This is a genomic window from Streptomyces sp. NPDC101490 (assembly GCF_044767145.1).
Classification (GTDB): domain Bacteria; phylum Actinomycetota; class Actinomycetes; order Streptomycetales; family Streptomycetaceae; genus Streptomyces.
On record NZ_JBIWNI010000012.1, the window covers coordinates 33,930 to 55,256 of the forward strand.

General features: G+C 71.6%; 17 protein-coding genes. 3 read left to right on the top strand and 14 right to left on the bottom strand.

Annotation, left to right across the window (positions count from 1 at the left end):
- Window positions 1–13: 13 nt before the first annotated feature.
- The 6 genes from ACIRQY_RS21640 to ACIRQY_RS21665 form a co-directional block, all read right to left on the bottom strand.
- Window positions 14–841 (bottom strand): shikimate dehydrogenase, encoded by an 828-nt coding sequence (locus ACIRQY_RS21640; protein WP_403928063.1) that lies wholly within the window; start codon window positions 839–841, stop codon window positions 14–16.
- Window positions 841–2,664, bottom strand: coding sequence for an endolytic transglycosylase MltG (gene mltG, locus ACIRQY_RS21645; protein WP_403928066.1), 1,824 nt, complete (start codon window positions 2,662–2,664; stop codon window positions 841–843). The genes ACIRQY_RS21640 and mltG overlap by 1 nt, the downstream gene beginning before the upstream one ends.
- A 103-nt stretch (window positions 2,665–2,767) precedes the next feature.
- Entirely contained in the window at window positions 2,768–3,232 is a 465-nt protein-coding gene (gene ruvX, locus ACIRQY_RS21650) for a Holliday junction resolvase RuvX (protein WP_189832423.1), read from the bottom strand.
- Between the two features lie 2 nt (window positions 3,233–3,234).
- Window positions 3,235–5,904, bottom strand: a complete 2,670-nt coding sequence (gene alaS, locus ACIRQY_RS21655) for an alanine--tRNA ligase (RefSeq protein ID WP_351787538.1) — start codon at window positions 5,902–5,904, stop codon at window positions 3,235–3,237.
- Entirely contained in the window at window positions 5,904–6,248 is a 345-nt protein-coding gene (locus ACIRQY_RS21660) for a DUF6167 family protein (protein ID WP_403928069.1), read from the bottom strand. The genes alaS and ACIRQY_RS21660 overlap by 1 nt, the downstream gene beginning before the upstream one ends.
- Before the next feature lie 5 nt (window positions 6,249–6,253).
- Window positions 6,254–6,694, bottom strand: coding sequence for a DUF948 domain-containing protein (locus ACIRQY_RS21665; RefSeq protein WP_351787533.1), 441 nt, complete (start codon window positions 6,692–6,694; stop codon window positions 6,254–6,256).
- A 160-nt stretch (window positions 6,695–6,854) separates the two neighbouring features.
- On the opposite strand from ACIRQY_RS21665, the gene ACIRQY_RS21670 reads away from it, so the two are divergent.
- On the top strand, window positions 6,855–9,047 hold the full coding sequence (locus ACIRQY_RS21670) for an ATP-binding protein (RefSeq protein ID WP_403928072.1): 2,193 nt from the start codon (window positions 6,855–6,857) through the stop codon (window positions 9,045–9,047).
- A gap of 33 nt (window positions 9,048–9,080) precedes the next feature.
- Here ACIRQY_RS21670 and rpsD read toward each other — a convergent pair whose 3' ends face one another.
- The 5 genes from rpsD to ACIRQY_RS21695 form a co-directional block, all read right to left on the bottom strand.
- Window positions 9,081–9,695 carry a 30S ribosomal protein S4 gene (rpsD, locus tag ACIRQY_RS21675; RefSeq protein ID WP_024758279.1) on the bottom strand — a complete coding sequence of 205 codons (615 nt, stop codon included), beginning with the start codon at window positions 9,693–9,695 and terminating at the stop codon, window positions 9,081–9,083.
- 425 nt (window positions 9,696–10,120) lie between these two features.
- Window positions 10,121–11,476, bottom strand: a complete 1,356-nt coding sequence (locus ACIRQY_RS21680) for a replication-associated recombination protein A (RefSeq protein WP_403928278.1) — start codon at window positions 11,474–11,476, stop codon at window positions 10,121–10,123.
- Window positions 11,477–11,518: 42 nt separating this feature from the next.
- On the bottom strand, window positions 11,519–12,145 hold the full coding sequence (locus ACIRQY_RS21685; RefSeq protein WP_403928077.1) for a vitamin K epoxide reductase family protein: 627 nt from the start codon (window positions 12,143–12,145) through the stop codon (window positions 11,519–11,521).
- A 165-nt stretch (window positions 12,146–12,310) separates the two neighbouring features.
- Complete coding sequence (gene hisS, locus ACIRQY_RS21690; protein WP_403928080.1) at window positions 12,311–13,573, bottom strand: histidine--tRNA ligase; 1,263 nt, start codon at window positions 13,571–13,573, stop codon at window positions 12,311–12,313.
- Between the two features lie 8 nt (window positions 13,574–13,581).
- Entirely contained in the window at window positions 13,582–14,289 is a 708-nt protein-coding gene (locus tag ACIRQY_RS21695) for an MBL fold metallo-hydrolase (RefSeq protein WP_351787522.1), read from the bottom strand.
- 162 nt (window positions 14,290–14,451) lie between these two features.
- On the opposite strand from ACIRQY_RS21695, the gene ACIRQY_RS21700 reads away from it, so the two are divergent.
- Together ACIRQY_RS21700 and ACIRQY_RS21705 are read left to right on the top strand one after the other, a co-directional pair.
- Window positions 14,452–15,252 (top strand): peptidylprolyl isomerase, encoded by an 801-nt coding sequence (locus ACIRQY_RS21700; protein WP_351787519.1) that lies wholly within the window; start codon window positions 14,452–14,454, stop codon window positions 15,250–15,252.
- Between the two features lie 200 nt (window positions 15,253–15,452).
- Entirely contained in the window at window positions 15,453–16,682 is a 1,230-nt protein-coding gene (locus ACIRQY_RS21705) for a DUF349 domain-containing protein (protein WP_351787516.1), read from the top strand.
- A 157-nt stretch (window positions 16,683–16,839) separates the two neighbouring features.
- On the opposite strand, the gene ACIRQY_RS21710 is transcribed toward ACIRQY_RS21705, so the two are convergent.
- The 3 genes from ACIRQY_RS21710 to secF all read right to left on the bottom strand — a co-directional run bounded on the left by ACIRQY_RS21710 (window position 16,840) and on the right by secF (window position 21,147).
- Entirely contained in the window at window positions 16,840–19,317 is a 2,478-nt protein-coding gene (locus ACIRQY_RS21710; protein WP_351787513.1) for a bifunctional (p)ppGpp synthetase/guanosine-3',5'-bis(diphosphate) 3'-pyrophosphohydrolase, read from the bottom strand.
- Window positions 19,318–19,528: 211 nt separating this feature from the next.
- Window positions 19,529–20,080 (bottom strand): adenine phosphoribosyltransferase, encoded by a 552-nt coding sequence (locus ACIRQY_RS21715; RefSeq protein WP_351787510.1) that lies wholly within the window; start codon window positions 20,078–20,080, stop codon window positions 19,529–19,531.
- Entirely contained in the window at window positions 20,077–21,147 is a 1,071-nt protein-coding gene (gene secF / locus ACIRQY_RS21720; protein ID WP_351787507.1) for a protein translocase subunit SecF, read from the bottom strand. Before secF ends, ACIRQY_RS21715 begins: the two co-directional genes overlap by 4 nt.
- Window positions 21,148–21,327: the final 180 nt, after the last annotated feature.

The window sequence follows — 21,327 nt, forward strand, 5'->3', positions numbered from 1 at the left end:
CGCCGGGCACGGTCTAGCGGGCCGCCAGGGCCCGTTCGCCCGCGGCGCGCATCGCCGCCAGCGGTGCGCGGGGCACGCCCGTCATCTGTTCCACCTGGAGCACCGCCTGGTGGACGAGGAGGTCGAGGCCCCCGACGACCTTGCCGCCGTGCTCGGACCAGGCGGCCGCGAGGGCGGTCGGCCAGGGGTCGTACAGCACGTCGAAGAGGGTGCCGGGCCGGGGCGGCACGGCCGACGCGAGAGTGTCGGTGGTACCGGCCGGGGTGGTCGCGATCACCAGCGGCGCGTCGAACGCCTGCGCCGCGTCGTCCCAGGCGGCGGTCCGCACGTCCACGCCGAGCCGTTCGCCCCAGCCGCGCATCTCCTCGGCGCGCGCCTCGCTGCGCACGTACGCGGTCACCGGTCCGGCGCAGATCCGGGCGAGCGCGGCGAGCGCGGAGGAGGCGGTGGCTCCGGCGCCGAGGACCGCCGCGGCCTCAACCTTCTCGACGCCCCGCTCGCGCAGGGCCGCGATCATGCCGGGGATGTCGGTGTTGTCGCCCGTCCTGCAGCCGTCCTCGTGGAGGACGACGGTGTTGACCGCCTCCACGGCGGCGGCCGTGTCGCTGACCTCGTCGAGCAGCGGGATGACGGCCCGCTTGAGCGGCATGGTCAGCGAGAGCCCGGCCCAGCCCGCGTCGAGCGTGCTCATGAAGCCGGGCAGTGCCGCCTCGTCCACCTCGAACCGCTCGTACGACCAGTGGCCGAGGCCCAGCTCGGCGTACGCGGCCCGGTGCAGGACCGGGGAGAGGGAGTGGGCGATGGGGGATCCCAGGACCGCCGCCCGGTGTGCCGCCGCCATCAGTTCTTCCTCGACTCGTTGAACTTGTCGACGAGTTTGTTGTGCTCCGCGAGCGTCTTGGTGAACTCGGAGTTCTTGCCGTCGAGCGAGATGAAGTAGTACCAGCCGTCGTGCGTGGGGTTGAGCACGCCCTCCAGCGCCTCCAGGCCGGGGTTGTCGATCGGACCGGGGGGGAGACCCTTGACGAAATAGGTGTTGTACGGGTGGTCGAGTTTCCGCAGCTCGGGGATGGTGAGGTCGATCTTGCTCTGGTTCTTCAGATAGTTGTAGGTGGAGTCGAACTCCAGCGCGCCGTAGGTCTGCGGGTTGTTCGGCTTGAGGCGGTTGTAGATGACTTCCGCCATCTTCCGGTAGTCCTCGTGCGAGGTGCCCTCCGCCTGGACGAGGCTGGCCATGGTGAGCAGCTGCCAGGGACCCTCGACACCGAGGGAACCGGCCTTGGACTCCAGGTCGAGCTTGAGGTACTCGGCGTTCGCCCGGTTGACCATCTTGCGGAGCACGTCCTCGGGTTTCGTGCCCTTGGCCACCGGGTAGCTGGCCGGGAAGAGGAAGCCCTCCAGCGGGTCCTTGAGGTTCTTGTGGTTCATCGCCCACTTCGGCAGGCCGAGTTGGCCGGCCTTGGCCTTGGCGACGTCCTGGGTGGTGCCCGCTTCGAGACCGAGCCTCTTGTCGATCTCGCCGTAGACCCAGATGTTCCGGCGGCCCTCGGGGATGATGAAGTTGGTCTGGCTCGCCGGGTTCAGCATGAGTGCGACCGCCGCCTCCGCCGACATGCCCTTCTTCAGGGTGTAGACGCCGTCCTGGATGGAGAGGCCCTTGGGGTTCTTCGTCTGCGCGGCGACGAAGGCGTCGACGCTCTTGACGACGCCCTCCCTCTTGAGGATGTTGCCGATCGCGGAGCCGACCGCCCCCTTCGGGATCTCGACCTGGACGTCTCCGGTGCCGTTGCCGACGTAGTCGGGCACCGCGCCGAACTTTCCCTGCCAGAACTGGTAGCCGAAGTAGGCGACGGTACCGGTGCCGCCCGCGAGGACGACGGCGACGACCAGACAGGCCATGCCGTTCTTGCCCTTGCGCTTCTTCGTCTTGCTCCGGCGCTCGCGGTCACCGCCGCGGGAGCCCCGGCCGCGCCCGGGCTCCTCCTCGTGCTCGTCCTCCGGCGCGTCGTCCTCGCCGGTGAAGAAGGGGTGCTCCTCCTTCTCCTCCACCGGCTCCGGGCGCTCCTCTTCCTCCGGCGCCCAGTCGATCACCGGCTCCGGCGGGTTCTGTCTGCGGCCGGGCGGCTGCGGCGGCGGGTAGGCCTCGGGCGTGCCGTAGAGGTCGGGGTTCTGTCCCCCGTAGGGGTCGGCCGTGGGAGTGCCGTAGGCCATCGCCGCCTGGCCGGTCTCCCAGTTGCCGTCGTACTGCTGTCCGGGGTTCCCGGGCGGGTCGTAACCGCCCGGGTAACCCGTCGCGTACTGCTGTGCCTGCTGCTGCTCGTACGCCTGCTGGTACTGCTGCTGGTCATGGAGCTGCTGCGGCTGCTGGGGCTGGACCTGCTGATGCTGTGGGACCTGCTGCTGGTACTGCGGATCGGCATAGCCCTGCTGCTGGTACTGCTGGCCCTGCTGCTGGTACGGGTCGGCCTCGTAGCCCTGGCCGGGGTGCCCGCCCTGGCCGTACGCGGGGTCGTAGCCGTGACCGGTCTGATCGGCCTGCCCGTACTGGTTCGCCTGCTGCGGGTGCGGGTACTGCTGCTGCTGGCCCTCCCACCCCTGGTCCCCGTAGAGCGGGTCCCCGGGGTGCCACGGTTCGGAGCCAGGGCTCCGGCCATACTCAGTCATCGATCCCCAACCACAGCCGCGAGGCTTCCGGACGATCCGCCTCTACGTAGTGCGGCACCTGTTCGAAATCCGCCGCATCGCGCGGAACGTTACCGTATCGCGATCAGATGACCACTTCGACGCCCTCACCGGGCGGATTACCTGATACCCGTTCGGACTCAAGAGCGTTCTGAAGGATGATCACAGCGGCGGCCTGGTCGATGACGGACCGTCCCTTCTTCGCCTTCACCCCGGAGGCCCGCAGTCCCTGCGTCGCGGTGACCGTGGTCATCCGCTCGTCGACCAGCCGGACCGGCACCGGGGCGATGCCCTTGGCCATCTCCCCCGCGAAGGCACGGACCTTGGTCGCGGCCGGACCCTCCCGCCCGCTGAGCGAGCGGGGCAGACCCACGACGACCTCGATCGGCTCGTACTCCGCGACGATCTGGCGGAGCCGCCGGTGGGCGGCCGGGACGTCACGCCCCGGCACGGTCTCCACCGGCGTGGCGAGGACCCCGTCGGGGTCGCACGAGGCGACCCCGATCCGGGCGTCCCCTACGTCCACCGCGATACGGCGGCCGCGGCGCATCGTCACGCCGTCTCCCCCACGAGGCGCTCGACGGCGGCGATGGCGTCGTCGACGGCCGCCGGGTCCTGGCCGCCGCCCTGGGCGACGTCCGGCTTGCCGCCGCCACCGCCACCGAGGGTCTTGGCGGCGGTGCGCACCAGCTCACCGGCCTTGAGACCGCGCTCGCGGGCGGCCTCGTTGGTGGCGATGACCGTCAGCGGCTTGCCGCCCACGGTGGTGAAGAGGGCGACGACGGCCGGACGGTCCCCGGAGATGCGCCCGCGCACGTCGAGGACCAGCTTGCGCAGGTCGTCGGCGCCTGTGCCGTCCGGGACCTGACCGGTCACGAGGGCCACCCCGCGCACGTCCCGGGCGGAGTCGACCAGACCGGCGGCGGCCTGGAGGACCTTCTCCGCGCGGAACTTCTCGATCTCCTTCTCGGCGTCCTTCAGCTTGCCGAGCATCGAGGAGATCTTCTCGGGCAGCTCCTCCGGACGTCCCTTGACCAGCTCCTGGAGCTGGGCGACGACCGTGTGCTCCCGGGCGAGGAAGTGGTACGCGTCGACGCCGACGAGGGCCTCGATGCGGCGCACGCCGGAACCGATGGAGGACTCGCCGAGGAGCTTCACCAGACCCAGCTGGGCGGTGTTGTGCACGTGGGTGCCACCGCACAGCTCCTTGGAGAAGTCCCCGATGGTGACGACCCGGACCTGCTCGCCGTACTTCTCGCCGAACTCGGCGATGGCGCCCTGGCGCTTGGCCTCGTCGATCGGCATGACCTCGGCGTGGACCTCCAGCTCGCGCGAGAGGACCTCGTTGATCTTCTGCTCCACGTCGGTGAGGACGGCGCCGGGGACGGCGTTCGGCGAACCGAAGTCGAAGCGGAAGCGGCCGGGCTGGTTCTCGGAACCGGCCTGGGCGGCCGTCGGGCCGAGGGCGTCGCGCAGCGCCTGGTGGGTGAGGTGGGTGGCCGAGTGAGCGCGGGCGATGGCCCGGCGGCGGCGCACGTCGATGGCGGCGTAGGCGGTGGCGCCCACCGTCACCTCGCCGACCTGCACGGAACCCTTGTGCACGGAGACGCCCGGGACCGGCTGCTGGACGTCACGGACCTCGATGACCGCGCCCGAGTGCAGCTTGATGCGGCCCTGGTCGGCGATCTGGCCGCCGCCCTCGGCGTAGAAGGGGGTGCGGTCGAGGACGACCTCGACCTCGTCGCCCTCGGAGGCGGCGGGCGAGGGGACACCGTTGACGAGGAGACCGACGACCGTGGTCTCGCCCTCGGTGTTGGTGTAGCCGGTGAACTGGGTGGCGCCGCTGGCGTCGGCGATCTCCCGGTAGGAGGTGACGTCGGCGTGACCGGTCTTCTTGGCCCTGGCGTCGGCCTTGGCCCGGTCCCGCTGCTCCTTCATCAGACGGCGGAAGCCGTCCTCGTCCACGGAGAGGCCCTGCTCGGCGGCCATCTCCAGGGTCAGGTCGATCGGGAAGCCCCAGGTGTCGTGGAGCAGGAACGCCTTGTCGCCGGAGAGGACCGAGCCGCCGGTGGCCTTGGTCTCGGTGACGGCGGTGTCGAGGATGTTGGTGCCGCCCTTGAGGGCCTTGAGGAAGGCGGCCTCCTCGGCGAGCGCCACGGTCTCGATGCGCTTGCGGTCGGTGATCAGCTCCGGGTACTGCTCGCCCATCGTGTCGATCACGGTGTCGACGAGCTCCTGGACGACCGGTCCGGTGGCGCCGAGCAGGCGCATGTTGCGGACGGCGCGGCGCATGATGCGGCGCAGCACGTAGCCGCGGCCCTCGTTGCCCGGGGTGACGCCGTCACCGATGAGCATCACGGAGGTGCGCATGTGGTCGGCGACCACGCGCAGCGAGACGTCGCTGTCGTGGGCCTTGCCGTAGGCGACGCCGGTCAGCTCGGTGGCCTTGTCGATGACGACCTGGAGGGTGTCCGTCTCGTACATGTTCTGGACGCCCTGGAGGATCATCGCCAGGCGCTCCAGGCCGAGGCCCGTGTCGATGTTCTTCGAGGGCAGCTCGCCGAGGATCGGGAAGTCGTCCTTGCCGGAGCCCTCGCCGCGCTCGTACTGCATGAAGACCAGGTTCCAGATCTCCACGTACCGCTCGTCGTTGACGGCCGGGCCGCCCTCGACGCCGAACTCGGGGCCGCGGTCGTAGTTGATCTCGGAGCACGGGCCACAGGGTCCGGGGACGCCCATCGACCAGTAGTTGTCCGCCTTGCCGAGGCGCTGGATGCGCTCGGCGGGGACCCCGACGACGTCGCGCCAGATCTGCTCGGCCTCGTCGTCCTCCTGGTAGACCGTGATCCAGAGCTTCTCCGGCTCCAGCCCGTAGCCGCCGTGCTCCACCGGGGAGGTCAGCAGCTCCCAGGCGAGCTTGATGGCGCCTTCCTTGAAGTAGTCGCCGAAGGAGAAGTTGCCGCACATCTGGAAGAAGGTGCCGTGGCGGGTGGTCTTGCCGACCTCCTCGATGTCGGGCGTACGCACGCACTTCTGCACGCTGGAGGCGCGCGAGAAGGGCGGCTTGACCTCACCCAGGAAGTAGGGCTTGAAGGGCACCATGCCCGCGGGGACGAGCAGCAGAGTCGGGTCGTCCGCGATGAGCGACGCCGAAGGGACGACGGTGTGCCCGCGCTCCTCGAAGAAGCTCAGCCAGCGGCGGCGGATTTCAGCCGACTCCATCAGTGGTCCTCATTCCGGTTGTACGAGATCGTGGGAATTACGTGCGGGGTGGGATGCGCGGTGGGTCCGAGGGCGGCCCTGCGGCGCGGCTCCGGAAGCTCCCGGCCGGGCTCGGCGGGCGCGTCCAGACCGAGTGCCTCCTCCAGCTCCGCCTCCCGCTGGACCATGCCCGCCCTGACGTCGAGGGCGAAGTCCTTGAGACGGTGGCCGGTCTCGACCGCCTTGTTCGCCGCCTGGGCGGCGAGGCTCTCGGGGGTCAGCTGCTTGAGCTTCCGGTTGACCTTGGTGGTGGCCCACACACCGGCGGCTGCGCCGGCCGTGAACCAGAACGTACGGCGGAACATCGGGTTCAGCCCTTCTGCTTCCGGCGTCGTGAGGACGGCACGGTACGGCCGACGATCACCGTGCGCCGCACGCGCGGCCCGGGCGCGCCCCCGTCGGCGCCCCGGTCCCGGCCGAGCGCCTTGCGCACGCCGTAGCCGAAGGCGGCGACCTTGACGAGCGGGCCGCCGAAGGTGGAGGCGACGGTGGAGGAGAGCGCGGAGGCGTTGGAGGTGACTTCCTGGACGTCGGTGGCGATGGCGTCGACCCGGTCGAGCTGGGTCTGCGCCGAGCGCACGGTCGCGGAGGCGTCGGCGAGCAGGGGAACGGCCTGCTCGGTCACGTCCGCCACGAGCCTGGTGGTCGCCCTGAGCGTCTGCGCCAGCCTCACCAGCACCACGGCGAGGAAGGAGACCAGGATCGCCCAGAAGACGGCCACCAGAATCCCGGCAACCTCTCCACCGGTCACTCTGCACCGCGCTCTCTGCTGTCGTCGGGCCCTTGCGAAAATACGTCTCCCGAGCCTATCGCGCCCCGGCTGTCCCGCCGTACCGCATTACCGGGGCGCGGGACGGGAGCGACGGAGCCGATTGTACGGAGCGCGCGCGGGTGGGTACGCTCCGTGTCCCATGCGACGGAGCAATCTCCCGGCGGAGCTGAATCGGTTCGTCGGACGGGCCGCCGAGCGGGCCGCGCTGACGGCGCTCCTCGACACGTCCCGGCTGGTCACGGTCGTGGGAGTGGGGGGCGTCGGCAAGACCAGGCTCGCGCTGCGCGTCGCCGCCGAAGTGCAGAAACGCTACGGCGCCGGGGTCCGGCTCGCCGCGCTCGCACCGCTGCGCGACCCCGCGCTCCTCGCGCACGCCCTGGTCGAGGCGCTGGGTCTCACCGACCACACCCCCCGCACCGCCCGCGAGGTGCTCCTGCGCCGTCTCGCGGAGGGCGAGACGCTCCTGGTGGTGGACGGCTTCGAGCACCTGGCGGAGCCCTGCGCGGCGCTCCTGCGGGAGCTGCTCGAACACGCCCCCGGGCTCACCGTGCTCGCCGCCGGGCGCCGGGCGCTGCGGGTGCCGGGCGAGGCCGTCCTGCCGCTGGCTCCGCTGGACGCGGCGGACTCGGCGGCGCTGCTCGCCGAGCGGGCGGTGGAGGCGGGGGCCCCGGCACTGCCGGGGGACGCCCCGGCCGCCGGGTGGCCCGCCCCGGCCGGGGGCGCGGCGACGGTGGCGGAGCTGTGCCGACGCCTCGACGGTCTCCCGCTGGCCCTGGAACTGGCGGCGGGACGGCTGCCGCTGCTCTCCGTCGAGCAGGTGCTGCACCGCCTCGACGACCGGTTCCGGCTCCTCTCGGACGGTGCCCCCGGTGCCCTGCCCCGGCACCGGACGCTGCGCACGGCGATCGGCTGGAGCCACGAGCTGTGCACCCCGGAGGAGCGGCTGCTGTGGGCGCGGCTCTCGGTCTTCCCCGGCCCCTTCGACCTGGAGGCGGTGGAGTACGTGTGCGGGGGCCCGGAGCTGGCGCCCGAGCGGGTGCTCGACGTGCTCGGGGGGCTGCTCGCGCAGTCGCTCCTGGTCCGGGAGGACACCTCCGTGGGCCCGGTGTACCGGATGCTCGACACGGTGGCCGCGTACGGGGCGGAGTGGCTGGCGGCGCTGGGCGACACGGAGCGGATGCGGCGGCGGCACCGGGACTGGTACGTGGGCCTCGCCACCTGGTGCGAGCTGGAGTGGTTCAGTCCGCGCCAGCCGGAGGTGGCGGTCCGGGTCGAGACGGCGCTCCCCCATCTGCGGGCGGCGCTCGACCTGTGCCTGGAGCTCCCGGAGGACACGCACCTGGCCCAGCACCTGGCGGGCACCCTCTGGTTCGCGTGGGTGGGCTGCGGGCGTCTGTCGGAGGGGCGGCACTGGCTGGAGCGGGCACTGGCGCCGGACTCGGAGCAGGAGGGGCCTCGGCTGAAGGCGCTGTGGGTGCTGGGGTACGTGACGGTGCTCCAGGGCGACCGGGCCGCGGCGGTGGCGGCGCTCCACGAGTGCCGGGAGGGGGCCGGGGCCTCGGGGCACGCGCTCGCGGAGGCGTACGCGACGCACCGGATGGGCTGTCTGGCGCTGCTCACGGACGACCTGCCCCGGGCCGAGGAGCTGATCGGCCGGGCCCTCGACGCCTACCGGGAGCTGGGCGAGCTCAACAGCAACGTGCTCATGGGACAGGTGGAGCTGGGGATGGCGCGGGCCTTCCGGGGCGATCTGGAGGGGGCGGTCGCGCTCTGCCGGGAGGTGCGGGAGATCTGCCGGGAGAGCGGTGAGCTGTGGACCCGGGCGTACGCGCTCTACGTCCTGGGGTACGCGGCGTGGACGCGGGGCGCGCTGGCGGAGGCGCGGGAGCTGCTGACCGAGTGCGTGCTGATCAACCACACGTTCCGGGACCTGGTGGGTCTCGTCCTCGCGGTGGAGCTGCTGGCGCTGGTGACGGTGAGCGGGGGCGATCCGGTGGAGGCGGCCGTCCTCCAGGGGGCGGCGGCGCCGATGTGGGACGCGGTGGGCGTCCGGTTCTTCGGTTCGGCGGCGTTCGACGGGCCGCGGGCTCTGTGCGAGCGGCGGTCGGCGGAGGCGCTGGGTCCCGCGGCCTTCGAGGCGGCGTGCGCCGAGGGCCGGGGACTCTCGGCCGCGGAGGCGGTGGAGCGGGCGCTCGCGGTGGGCCGGGGCCCGGGCGGTGGCGCTCCGGCGTCGGCTCCGCGTCCCTTCCGTACGGCCGGGCCGGGGAAGGTCCCGGGAACGCGGAAGCCCGCCGGCTCCCCCACCTTCAAGGGCGGGGAAGCGGCGGGCTGAACACCGCGGGGGTGGTACGACGCCGTGCTGGGATCAGCGGGCGTAGTACTCGACGACCAGCTGCTCGTCGCAGATGACCGGGATTTCCTTGCGGTTCGGGTCGCGGTCGAGGCGGAAGGCCAGGGCCTTCAGGTTGACCTGCAGGTAGCGCGGGGTCTCACCGTCGGCGGCGAAGCCACCCTCACGGGCGACCTCGAACAGCGGCTTGGTGCGGCTGCGCTCGCGGACCATCACGACGTCGTCGGGACGGACGCGGAAGGACGGCTTGTCGACCTTGCCACCGTTGACCTGGATGTGGCCGTGGACGACCATCTGGCGGGCCTGGTAGATGGTGCGGGCGATGCCCGAACGCAGGACCAGGGCGTCGAGGCGACGCTCGAGCTCGACGACCAGCGCCTCGCCCGTCTTGCCTTCGGCCTTCTTGGCGCGGTCGTAGGCGCGGGCCATCTGGCGCTCGCTGATGTCGTACTGGGCGCGCAGACGCTGCTTCTCGAGCAGACGGACCTTGTAGTCCGAGTTCTGCTTGCGGCCACGGCCGTGCTCGCCCGGCGGGTAGGGGCGGGCCTCGAAGTACTTGACGGCCTTGGGGGTCAGCGCGATGCCGAGGGCACGCGACTTCTTGACCTTGGGACGGGACTGGTTCGGCATGAACCAACCTCTCTCATGGATACGAAAACGGCTTCACCAGGGTTCAGGGAGGTCGCATCCGCAGCCGGGGAAACCCGCGGGTCCGTACGGGACGGGCCTGCCGGGCAGCCGCCCCCAGGTCTGGGCACATACGTGCAGCACGCGAACGACCCATCGCCGCTCCCGGAGATCCGGGTGGTGATGGGTGGCACGCGACACCTTCGAAGGTGCGCGACGCTCCTGGAAACCCCGCCCGGGGGCCGGGTCTCCTTGCTGACTGTCCCGTTCTGGTGGTGCCGACCGGAGCCGGACACGGGACGCAGCGATCCGGACCAGTGTACCGGTTCCGGAAGGCGCCCTCGCACGGAGGCCTGTTGGCAGCGGTCCGGTGACGGGGCCGCGCGGAGGGGCGGCGCTCTTCCGGCCCGGCCCCGGACACCCGTCCGTCAGCCGCCCTCGCCCCTCAGCCTCTCCCGCACCCGCTCCACCACGTCCGCGTACCGCGCCTCGGCCCCGTACCGGGTGGGCTCGTAGTACCGCTTGCCGTGGACGGTGTCCGGCGCGTACTGCTGGGGCGCGATGCCGCCCGGCACGTCGTGCGGGTACACGTACCCCTGGGCGTGGCCCAGCTTGGCGGCGCCCTTGTAGTGCCCGTCGCGCAGATGCGGCGGGACCGAACCCGCCAGGCCGCCCCGCACGTCGGCGAGGGCGGCTCCGATCGCGGTCGTCGCCGCGTTCGACTTCGGGGCCAGGGCCAGGGCGATGGTCGCGTGGCTCAGGGTGAGCGCCGCCTCGGGGAAACCGATCATGGCGACGGCCTGGGCCGCCGCCACGGCGATCGGCAGGGCGCCGGGGTCCGCGAGGCCGATGTCCTCGCTCGCGGAGATCATCAGGCGCCGGGCGATGAACCTCGGGTCCTCCCCCGCCTCGATCATCCGCGCCAGGTAGTGCAGGGCCGCGTCCACGTCCGAGCCCCGGATGGACTTGATGAGGGCGCTGGCCACGTCGTAGTGCTGGTCGCCGTCCCGGTCGTACTTCACCGCCGCCCGGTCGACGGTCTCCTCGACCGTCTGGAGGCTGATCTCCGGCTCCCCCTTGGCGAGGGCGGCGCCCGCCGCCGCCTCCAGGGCCGTCAGGGCGCGCCGGGCGTCGCCGCCCGCGACCCGCAGCAGATGGGCCTCGGCGTCCTCCGGGAGCGTCACCGCCCCGCCGAGCCCGCGCTCGTCGGTGAGGGCCCGGGCCAGCAGGGCGCGCAGGTCGTCGTCGGTCAGCGGCTCCAGGGTGAGGAGCAGCGACCGGGAGAGGAGCGGGGAGATCACCGAGAAGTACGGGTTCTCCGTGGTGGCGGCGATGAGCGTCACCCAGCGGTTCTCCACGGCGGGCAGGAGCGAGTCCTGCTGGGCCTTGGAGAAGCGGTGGATCTCGTCGAGGAAGAGGACCGTCTCCTTGCCGTACCCCCCGACCGCGCGGCGGGCCCCGTCGATGACGGCGCGGACCTCCTTGACGCCCGCGGTGATCGCGGACAGCTCCACGAACCGCTTCTCGGTGGCCTTCGACACCACGTACGCCAGGGTGGTCTTGCCGGTGCCGGGCGGGCCCCAGAGGATCACGGAGGAGGCTCCCGCGGGGCCTCCGGCGCCGTCCCCGACGAGCCGCCGCAGCGGTGAGCCGGGCCTGAGCAGATGCTGCTGGCCCACCACCTCGTCGAGGGTGCGCGGGCGCATCCGGACGGCCAGCGGGCTGCCGGCGGGGTCCTTCTCCTGGCGTTCTTCCGCCGCTGCGGTAAAGAGGTCGGGCTCCACAGTCATGAAGCCTAGGTCACGGCAGTGACAGCCCGGCGGCCGTCAGCTGGTCCAGAAGTCCCACCAGCGGGTCAGGATCAGCATCCCGATGATCCCGATGTGCAGGACGGGCAGGACCCAGGTGAACTCGGCGAAGAAGGTCCGCAGGCCGGCGGGGGCGGGGATCACGCCGTTCCGCACGTTGTGCGAGGTCACGTACCAGAACATGACGATGGTGGCGACCCAGGCCAGGCAGCACCACAGGCAGAGCGAGTTGATCTCGTACAGCGACTGGTACATCAGCCAGGTGCAGAAGCCGACGCCGAAGAGCGTGCCCGCGTTGAGGCCGAGCCAGTACCAGCGGCGGTAGCGGGCCCCGGCGAGGAGGCCCACCCCGATGGCGACGACCATGGCGTACGTGACGAGGCCGAGCAGGGGGTTGGGGAAGCCGAAGACCGAGGCCTGCTCGCTCTTCATGATGTTGCCGCAGGAGACGATCGGGTTCAGGCTGCACCCCGGGGTGAAGGACGGGTCCTCCAGGAGCTTGAACTTGTCGATGGTGATGACCCACGCGGCGAGCACGCCGGCCGCTCCGGTGATCACGAGGAGCCACGCGAGGGCCTTGCCCGCCCCGATCGTCCCGCCGTCGTTCCGGCCGGACGCGGCCTCGTCCACCGCTGCCTTCGTCATGTCGTCCTGTTCCCTCGGTCGCGGGCCTGCTGGGCAGGGTCATTCTGCCGTACGGGGCCCGGCCCCCACCGTTCGCGGGGGATAAGTGAGGGGGGCGTAAGGGCGAACGGGAGGGGCCGGGACACGCGTGCGCGTGGCCCGGCCCCTCCGGTAGTCCGTGGTGCGTCAGGCCAGCTCGGCCCGGACCGCGTCGAGGAGCTCCGCAACGGCGACGGCCCGCTGCTCGCCGGACTCCATGTTCTTGAGCTGGACGACGCCCTCGGCGAGGTCGCGCTCACCGGCGACGACGGCGAGGCGGGCGCCCGAGCGGTTGGCGTCCTTCATGGCGCCCTTGAGGCCCTTGCCGCCGAAGGAGAAGTCCGCGGCGACGCCCTCCCTGCGCAGCTCGGTGACCTTGCCGAAGAGGACCCGGCGCGCCTCCTCGCCGATGGCCACGGCGAAGACGCTGGTGGCGGACGGCAGGTCGAGCGCGATGCCCTCGGCCTCCAGGGCGAGGACCGTGCGGTCGACGCCGAGCGCCCAGCCCACGGACGGCAGCGCGGGGCCGCCGATCATCTCGGAGAGGCCGTCGTAGCGTCCGCCGCCGCCGACCGCGGACTGCGAGCCGAGGCCGTCGTGGACGAACTCGAAGGTGGTCCGGGTGTAGTAGTCCAGGCCGCGCACCAGCTTGGGGTCGTCCTCGAAGACCACGCCCGCCGCGGTGATCAGGGCGCGCACCTCCTCGTGGTACGCGGTGCAGGCCTCGCACAGGTGGTCGCGGAGGAGCGGGGCGTCGGCGAGCTGCTTCCGCACGGCCTCGCGCTTGTCGTCGAGGACGCGCAGCGGGTTGATCTCGGCGCGGCGCAGGGTCTCCTCGTCGAGGTCGAGGCCGCGCAGGAAGGTCTGGAGGATCTCCCGGTAGACGGGGCGGCACTCCTTGTCGCCGAGCGAGTTCAGCAGGATGCGGAAGTCGCGCAGGCCGAGGGAGCGGTAGGCCTCGTCGGCCAGGATGATCAGCTCGGCGTCGAGCGCCGGGTCCTCGGCACCGATCGCCTCGGCGCCGACCTGCGAGAAGTGGCGGTAGCGGCCCTTCTGCGGGCGCTCGTAGCGGTAGTACGAGCCGGAGTACCAGAGCTTGACGGGCAGGTTGCCCTGCTTGTGGAGGTTGGCCTCCAGGGCGGCGCGGAGCACGGACGCGGTGCCCTCGGGGCGCAGGGCGAGCCGGTCGCCGCCCTTGGTCTCGAAGGCGTACATCTCCTTGCTCACGATGTCCGTGGACTCTCCGACGCCGCGGGCGAAGAGGTTCACGTCCTCGAAGCCGGGGGTCTCGACATAGCCGTAGCCGGACCTGCGCAGCGGCGCCGAGATGGCCTCGCGGACCGCGAGGTACGTCGCCGAGTGCGGCGGGATCAGGTCGTACGTGCCCTTGGGGGCCTTGAAGGTGCTCACGTAGGTCGTCACATTCCTCGTCGGGGAGCCTTCGCGCTCCCGAGGCCGGCGGCCACGTCCCGCAGATAGGGGTTGGTGGCGCGCTCCTGGCCGATGGTCGTCTGGGGACCGTGTCCCGACAGCACCACGGTCGAGTCGTCGAGCGGCAGGCACACGCGGGCCAGCGAAGCGAGCATCTCGTCCATGTCACCGCCGGGCAGGTCGGTGCGTCCGACGGAGCCGGCGAACAGCAGGTCCCCGGAGAAGAACACGGAGGGGATCTCCGTGGTCTCCGGCATCCTGAAGGCCACCGACCCCTTGGTATGGCCGGGCGCGTGGGCGACGGAGAACTCCAGACCGGCGAGGTTCAGCGCGGCGCCGTCGGTGAGCTCCCGCACGTCGTCGGGCTCTCCCACGGTCAGCTCGCCCATGAGGGGCATCCCGATGGAGCGGCCGAGGGCCTTCTCCGGGTCGCTCATCATGTAGCGGTCGGACGGGTGGATCCACGCGGGGACGTCGTGCGCGCCGCAGACGGGGACGACGGAGGCGACGTGGTCGATGTGTCCGTGGGTGAGGACGACGGCGACGGGCTTGAGGCGATGCTTCTTCAGCGTCTCCTCGACTCCCCGGGCGGCCTGGTGGCCCGGGTCGATGATGACGCACTCCTCGCCCGCGGCGGGGGCGACCAGGTAGCAGTTGGTCCCCCAGGCCCCGGCCGGGAACCCGGCAATCAGCACGTTCGTCCTTAGTTGTCGTCCGGCAGTGGGCTTCGGAGATCCCGGAAATCGCGGGATCCAGCAGATCAGAGCCTACCGGCGGTGCCGGTTCCACAGCCAACCCGTATACGGTACGGGCACATCCGGCCAGGACGAGAACAGACGAACGAGGGAGCGGATCCGGTGGTCACGAACGATCAGCGGCGGCGGCAGCTTGCCAGGGAGAAGTACGCGCGGCAGCAGCAGCGGCGCGAGGAGCACCAGCGCAAGGCGAAGCGTCGCAACGCCGTGATCGCGGCGGCCCTCGCGGTGGTGCTCGCGGCGGGCGGCGCGGTGTACGCGTCCGTGGCGCTGACGGACGATGACAAGAAGGGCTCGGACGCCGGGGCGGCCCCGGAGGGCACGCCCTCGACCCCGGGGCCCTCGGCGAGCGAGCCCGCGGCTCCGGAGCCGGAGATGGCGGTCGACGCCAAGGCCTCGTACGCCATGGCGCTCGACACGAACGAGGGTGCCGTGACCTTCACCATGGACGCGGCGAAGACCCCGCGCACGGTGAACTCGTTCAAGTACCTCGCCGACAAGAAGTACTTCGACGGGACCAAGTGCCACCGGCTCACCACGCAGGGCATCTTCGTGCTCCAGTGCGGCGACCCCAAGGGCGACGGCACCGGCGGCCCCGGCTACAACATCCCGGACGAGAACCTGACCGCGCTGGGCAAGCCGGGCGCGGACGGCTCGGTGACCTTCCCCGCCGGTACGGTGGCCATGGCCAACACCGGGCAGCCGGGCACCGGCGGCTCGCAGTTCTTCCTGGTCTACAAGGACACCAAGCTGCCGCCGACGTACACCCCGTTCGGCAAGATCGACGCCGCCGGGCTCAAGGTCGTGCAGAAGGTGGCGGCGGCCGGGGTCGAGGGCGGCGCCGCGGACGGCGCCCCGAAGAAGGCCGTCACCGTCGCGAAGGCGTCCGTGAAGAAGAAGTGAGCCCGGGGTCCGCACCCGGGCGGGACCGGCGAATCTCGGTCGCGCTGAGTGCGGACAGCCGGGGCGCGGTTCGCCTAGATTGGCGTTGTGCAGCGTCGGTCCGTAGGACGCGCTGCGGAAGGCGGGCGAGGCCCGCCGGGAAACTGTGGACGATGCCCGGGGGGTACCACCCCACGACGGCATCATGGTGAGGAGGCGCTGTGAGCAGCGACCCGTGGGGCCGCGTCGACGAGACGGGCACCGTGTACGTGCGGACGGCCGAGGGCGAGAAGGTCGTCGGATCGTGGCAGGCCGGCACCCCTGAGGAGGCCCTGGCCTACTTCGAGCGCAAGTACGAGGGCCTGGTGGTCGAGATCGGCCTCCTCGAGAAGCGGGTGAGGACCACCGACCTCTCGGCGAAGGACGCCACGACGGCGATCGAGCACATCCGGCAGCAGGTCGACGAGCACCACGCCGTCGGCGACCTGGCCGCGCTCGCCACCCGGCTGGACAAGCTCGTCGGGACGGTCGACTCGCGCCGCGAGGAGCGCAAGGTCCAGAAGGCCAAGCAGACCGACGAGGCGCGCACCGCCAAGGAGAAGCTGGTCGTCGAGGCCGAGGAGCTGGCCCAGAGCGAGCAGTGGCGCTCGGCGGGCGAGCGGCTGCGGGCCCTGGTGGACACCTGGAAGGGCCTTCCCCGGCTGGACCGGAAGTCCGACGACGAGCTGTGGCACCGCTTCTCGCACGCCCGCTCGGCGTTCTCGAAGCGGCGCAAGGCCCACTTCGCCGCGCTGGACTCCCAGCGCGAGGACGCCCGCAAGGTCAAGGAGCGTCTGGTCACCGAGGCGGAGTCGCTGTCCCGTTCGACCGACTGGGGCGGCACGGCGGCGCGCTACCGCGAGCTGATGACGGACTGGAAGGCCGCGGGCCGGGCGCAGCGCGAGCACGAGGACGATCTGTGGAACCGTTTCCGCGGTGCCCAGGACGTCTTCTTCGCGGCGCGCGGTGAGGTCTTCGCCGAGCGGGACTCGGAGCAGACCGAGAACCTCAAGCTGAAGGAGGACCTCGCCGCCGAGGCCGAGAAGCTGGTGCCGGTGACGGACCTGAAGGCGGCCCGTGCGGCCTTCCGCTCCCTCAACGAGCGCTGGGAGGCCATCGGGCACGTGCCCCGGGACGCCCGTCCCAAGGTCGAGGCCCGGATGCACACGGTGGAGCGGGCGATCCAGGAGGCCGAGGAGGGCGAGTGGCGCCGGACGAACCCGGAGGCGCGTGCGCGTGCCGCGGGTCTGACCGGTCAGCTCCAGGACGCGGTGGAGAAGCTGCGCAAGCAGATCGACGCGGCCCGTGCCGCGGGCAACGACGCGAAGGCCGACAAGCTCTCCCGTGAGCTGGAGGGCCGCCAGGCCCTGCTCGACCAGGCGCTGAAGGGCCTGGTCGAGTTCGGCGGCTGAGGCCGGTGACCCCGTACGAGGAAGGCCCCCCGGCGTGCTGCCGGGGGGCCTTCCTCGTGGTGCGTACGGGCGGCGGGAGCGCCGCACGGGTCTCCGGGCGGGTCCCGCGGACCGCGCCTGGCCCGTGGAGCGGCCCGAGGGCCCTTCCTACGGCTTCCTACGGCCTGCGGGCCGAGGTGACGCGGTACACGTCGTAGACGCCCTCGACGCCCCGGACCGCCTTCAGGACGTGCCCCAGGTGCTTCGGGTCGCCCATCTCGAAGGTGAAGCGCGAGGTGGCCACCCGGTCGCGGGAGGTCTGGACGGCCGCCGAGAGGATGTTGACGTGCTGGTCCGAGAGGACCCGGGTGACGTCCGACAGGAGCCTGGACCGGTCCAGCGCCTCGACCTGGATGGCGACCAGGAAGACGGACGACTGGGTGGGCGCCCACTCGACTTCCAGGATGCGCTCGGGCTCCCGCGAGAGCGACTCCACGTTGACGCAGTCGCTGCGGTGGACCGACACGCCGCTGCCCCGGGTGACGAATCCGATGATCGGGTCGCCGGGCACGGGGGTACAGCAGCGGGCCAGCTTGACCCAGACGTCCTCGACGCCCTTGACGACGACGCCGGGGTCGGAGTTGGCGCGGCGCTTGGAGCGGCCCCGGACGGGCGGCGCGGTCTCGTCGATGTCCTCGGTGGCGGCCTCCTCGCCGCCGAGGGCCTGGACGAGCTTCTGCACGATCGACTGGGCGGTGACATGGCCCTCGCCGATCGCCGCGTACAGCGAGGAGATGTCGCTGTAGCGCAGCTCGTGCGCGAGGGTGACGAGGGAGTCGCCGGTCAGGATCCGCTGGATCGGCAGGTTCTGCTTGCGCATGGCCCGCGCGATGGCGTCCTTGCCCTGCTCGATGGCCTCGTCGCGGCGCTCCTTGGAGAACCAGCCACGGATCTTGTTGCGGGCGCGCGGGGACTTGACGAAGCCCAGCCAGTCGCGGGAGGGACCGGCGCCCGCCGCCTTGGAGGTGAAGACCTCGACCAGGTCGCCGTTGTCGAGGGTCGATTCGAGCGGCACCAGGCGTCCGTTGACCCGCGCCCCTATGGTGCGGTGGCCGACCTCGGTGTGGACCGCGTACGAGAAGTCGACGGGGGTGGCCCCAGCGGGCAGGGCGATGACATCGCCCTTGGGGGTGAAGACGAAGACCTCGTTGCGCGAGAGGTCGAAGCGCAGCGACTCCAGGAACTCGCTGGGGTCCTCGGTCTCCTTCTGCCAGTCGAGGAGCTGCCGCAGCCACGCCATGTCGTTGAGGTGGTCGTCCTTGCCGGTCTTCTTCGGCACGTCGGCGCGGACCTTGGAGGCGCCCGCGACGGCCTCCTGCTTGTACTTCCAGTGCGCGGCGATGCCGTACTCGGCGCGCCGGTGCATGTCGAAGGTGCGGATCTGGAGCTCGACGGGCTTGCCGTTGGGTCCGATGACCGTCGTGTGCAGCGACTGGTACATGTTGAACTTCGGCATCGCGATGTAGTCCTTGAACCGGCCGGGGACCGGGTTCCATCGCGCGTGGACGGTACCGAGCGCCGCGTAGCAGTCGCGGACGGTGTCCACGAGGACACGGATGCCGACCAGGTCGTAGATCTCCGCGAAGTCACGGCCGCGGACGATCATCTTCTGGTAGACGCTGTAGTAATGCTTGGGGCGGCCGGTGACGGTCGCCTTGATGCGGGCGGCGCGGAGGTCGGCCTGGACCTCGTCGGTCACTATGGCGAGGTACTCGTCCCGCTTGGGGGCGCGCTCGGCGACGAGCCGGACGATCTCGTCGTACATCTTGGGGTAGAGGATCGCGAAGGCGAGGTCCTCCAGCTCCCACTTGATGGTGTTCATGCCCAGCCGGTGCGCCAGCGGGGCGTAGATCTCCAGGGTCTCGCGGGCCTTCTTCTCCTGCTTCTCCCGCTTGAGGTAGCGCATGGTGCGCATGTTGTGCAGGCGGTCGGCGAGCTTGATGACCAGGACGCGCGGGTCCTTGGCCATGGCGACGACCATCTTGCGGACGGTCTCGGCCTGCGCCGCCTCGCCGAACTTGACCTTGTCGAGCTTGGTGACGCCGTCCACGAGCAGGGCGACCTGGTCGCCGAAGTCACGGCGGAGGGTATCGAGGCCGTACTCGGTGTCCTCGACGGTGTCGTGCAGGAGTCCCGCCATCAGCGTCGCCGGGTCCATCCCCAGCTCGGCGAGGATCGTGGTGACGGCGAGCGGGTGCGTGATGTACGGGTCGCCGCTCTTGCGCTTCTGGCCCCGGTGCCAGCGCTCGGCGACCTGGTAGGCCCGCTCGACCTGGCGGAGCGTGGCCGTCTCGATCTTGGGGTCGTTGGACCGGACGATCCGCAGCAGCGGTTCGAGGACCGGGTTGTACGGGGAGGAGCGCTGGACACCCAGCCGGGCGAGGCGGGCGCGGACGCGGTTGGACGAGCCGCCGGAGCGGCCGGGGGCGGCCGGAGCGGGCCGTACGGGCGCGGGCGCCGGGGTCCCCGGGGCCGGTGCGGCAGGCGTGGGCCCGGTCTCCGCCGGCCTGTTCTGGGGCGTGCCGGTCCCCTGCGCCGCCTGGTCGGCCTTCGGGTCGGGCTGCGCTGCGGAGAGTGACTGGGCCTCGTCTGGCAAGAGCGCTCCTCGTGCGGTTCCGGGTCCCCCGGTCAGGCCCGGAGATCCCATGGTATCGAGCCGGGGGGCGCGCTGCTCACGCGCCCGGGGCGTGGACGTGCCCGGTCGCGCGGTGCTTCCGCTCCCGGAGTACCGGACCGGCGCACTCCGGAAAACGACGGGGGCGCCCCGGGGATTCCCCGGAGCGCCCCCTACGGGCCTGGGCTCGATGTCAGACGGTGATCAGCGCGGTGAGCGGCGCGCCCTTCAGGGCGGGCTCCAGCCGGGCGCGGCCGGGCAGGAAGCCGAGCTCCATGAGGACCGCGACGCCCGCGACCTCGGCGCCCGCGCGCCGGATGAGCTCCAGCGAGGCCTCGGCCGTCCCGCCGGTGGCGAGGACGTCGTCGATGACCATCACGCGGTCGCCCGCGGCCAGGTCCTCGGCGTGCACCTCGATCTCGGCGGTGCCGTACTCCAGCTCGTACGCCTGGCGGAGTGTCGCCCCGGGGAGCTTTCCGGCCTTGCGGACCGGGATGAAGCCCAGGCCCGCGCGGACGGCCACCGGGGCGGCCAGGATGAAGCCGCGCGCCTCCAGTCCGACGATCTTCGTCGCACCGTGCGCGGAGCACAGGGCGGCGAGGGCGTCGGTGAGGGCACCGAACGCCTCCGGGTCCGCGAGCAGCGGGGTGATGTCCTTGAACAGCACGCCCGGCTTCGGGTAGTCGGGGACGTCACGGATGCGGCTGAGCAGGAGCCCGGTGACGTCCGGGGCCTCGGCGGTCATCCTCGGCGCTCCTGGGCGTGGCCCCGGCGGCCGGACTGCGAGCCGACCACGGCGGCCTCGGACAGCTCGTCGCCGTCGTCGAGGGACTCGCCCTTGGCGGTGGCGGCGGCCCGCTTGGCGAGGACGCGCTTCTTCATCGCCTTGATCGCCGGGTCGCGCTCCTTGAGGTCGGCGACCAGCGGGGTGGCGATGAAGATCGACGAGTACGCGCCGGCGGCGAGGCCGACGAACAGCGACAGCGAGATGTCGTTGAGCATGCCCGCGCCGAGGACACCGCCACCGATGAAGAGCAGGCCCGCGACCGGCAGCAGCGCGACGACGGTGGTGTTGATCGAACGGACCAGGGTGCCGTTGATCGAGCGGTTGGCCAGCTCGCTGTAGGTGAAGCGGGTCTGCTTGGTGACGTCCTTCGTCGACTCCTTGAGGGAGTCGAAGACGACCACGGTGTCGTACAGCGAATATCCGAGGATCGTCAGCAGGCCGATGACCGTACCGACGGTGACCTCGAAGCCGACCAGCGAGTAGATGCCGACCGTGATCGTGAGGTCGTGGATCAGGGCGATGAGCGCCGCGACCGCCATTCTCCACTCGAAGGCGATGGCCAGGTAGATCACCACGAGGATCATGAAGACCGCCAGGCCGGTCCAGGCCTTGTTGGCGATCTGCTCGCCCCAGCTGGGACCGACCAGCTCGGCGGCGATCTTGTCCTCGGGGACGGCCAGGTCCTTGGCCAGCTCCGTGCGGACCTGGTCGGACTGCGCGGTGTCGAGGCCGCCGACCTGGATGCGCAGGGAGCCGTTGCCGAGCTGCTGGACGATCGCGTCGTGGCCGGAGGCCTCTTCCGCGTACTCCTGGGCCTGGCTGACGCTGACGTTCGACTTCGGGGTGGTGAAGACGGCGCCGCCCTGGAACTCGATGCCCATGTTGACGCCGCGGACGGCCAGGGCCGCGATGGCGGTGATCGTGATCAGGATGGACAGGCCGTACCAGATCTTGCGGTTGCCGATGAAGTCGTAACCGATTTCACCGCGGTGGAGCCGGGCACCGAGATCTCCGAGCTTCGACATCTCACGCCTCCTTCGGGTCGACAGGGCCAGAGGCGGTGGCACGGCGGGTGCGGCGCAGCGGCGGGGGGGGGCCCCCCCCCCCCGGGGCCCCGGCCGCGGGCGGGGGGGGGGGGGGGGGGAAGTTGGGCGGCGCGGGGGGGGGGGGGGCCGGGGGGGTGTGGGGGGGCACCCCGGCGCCGG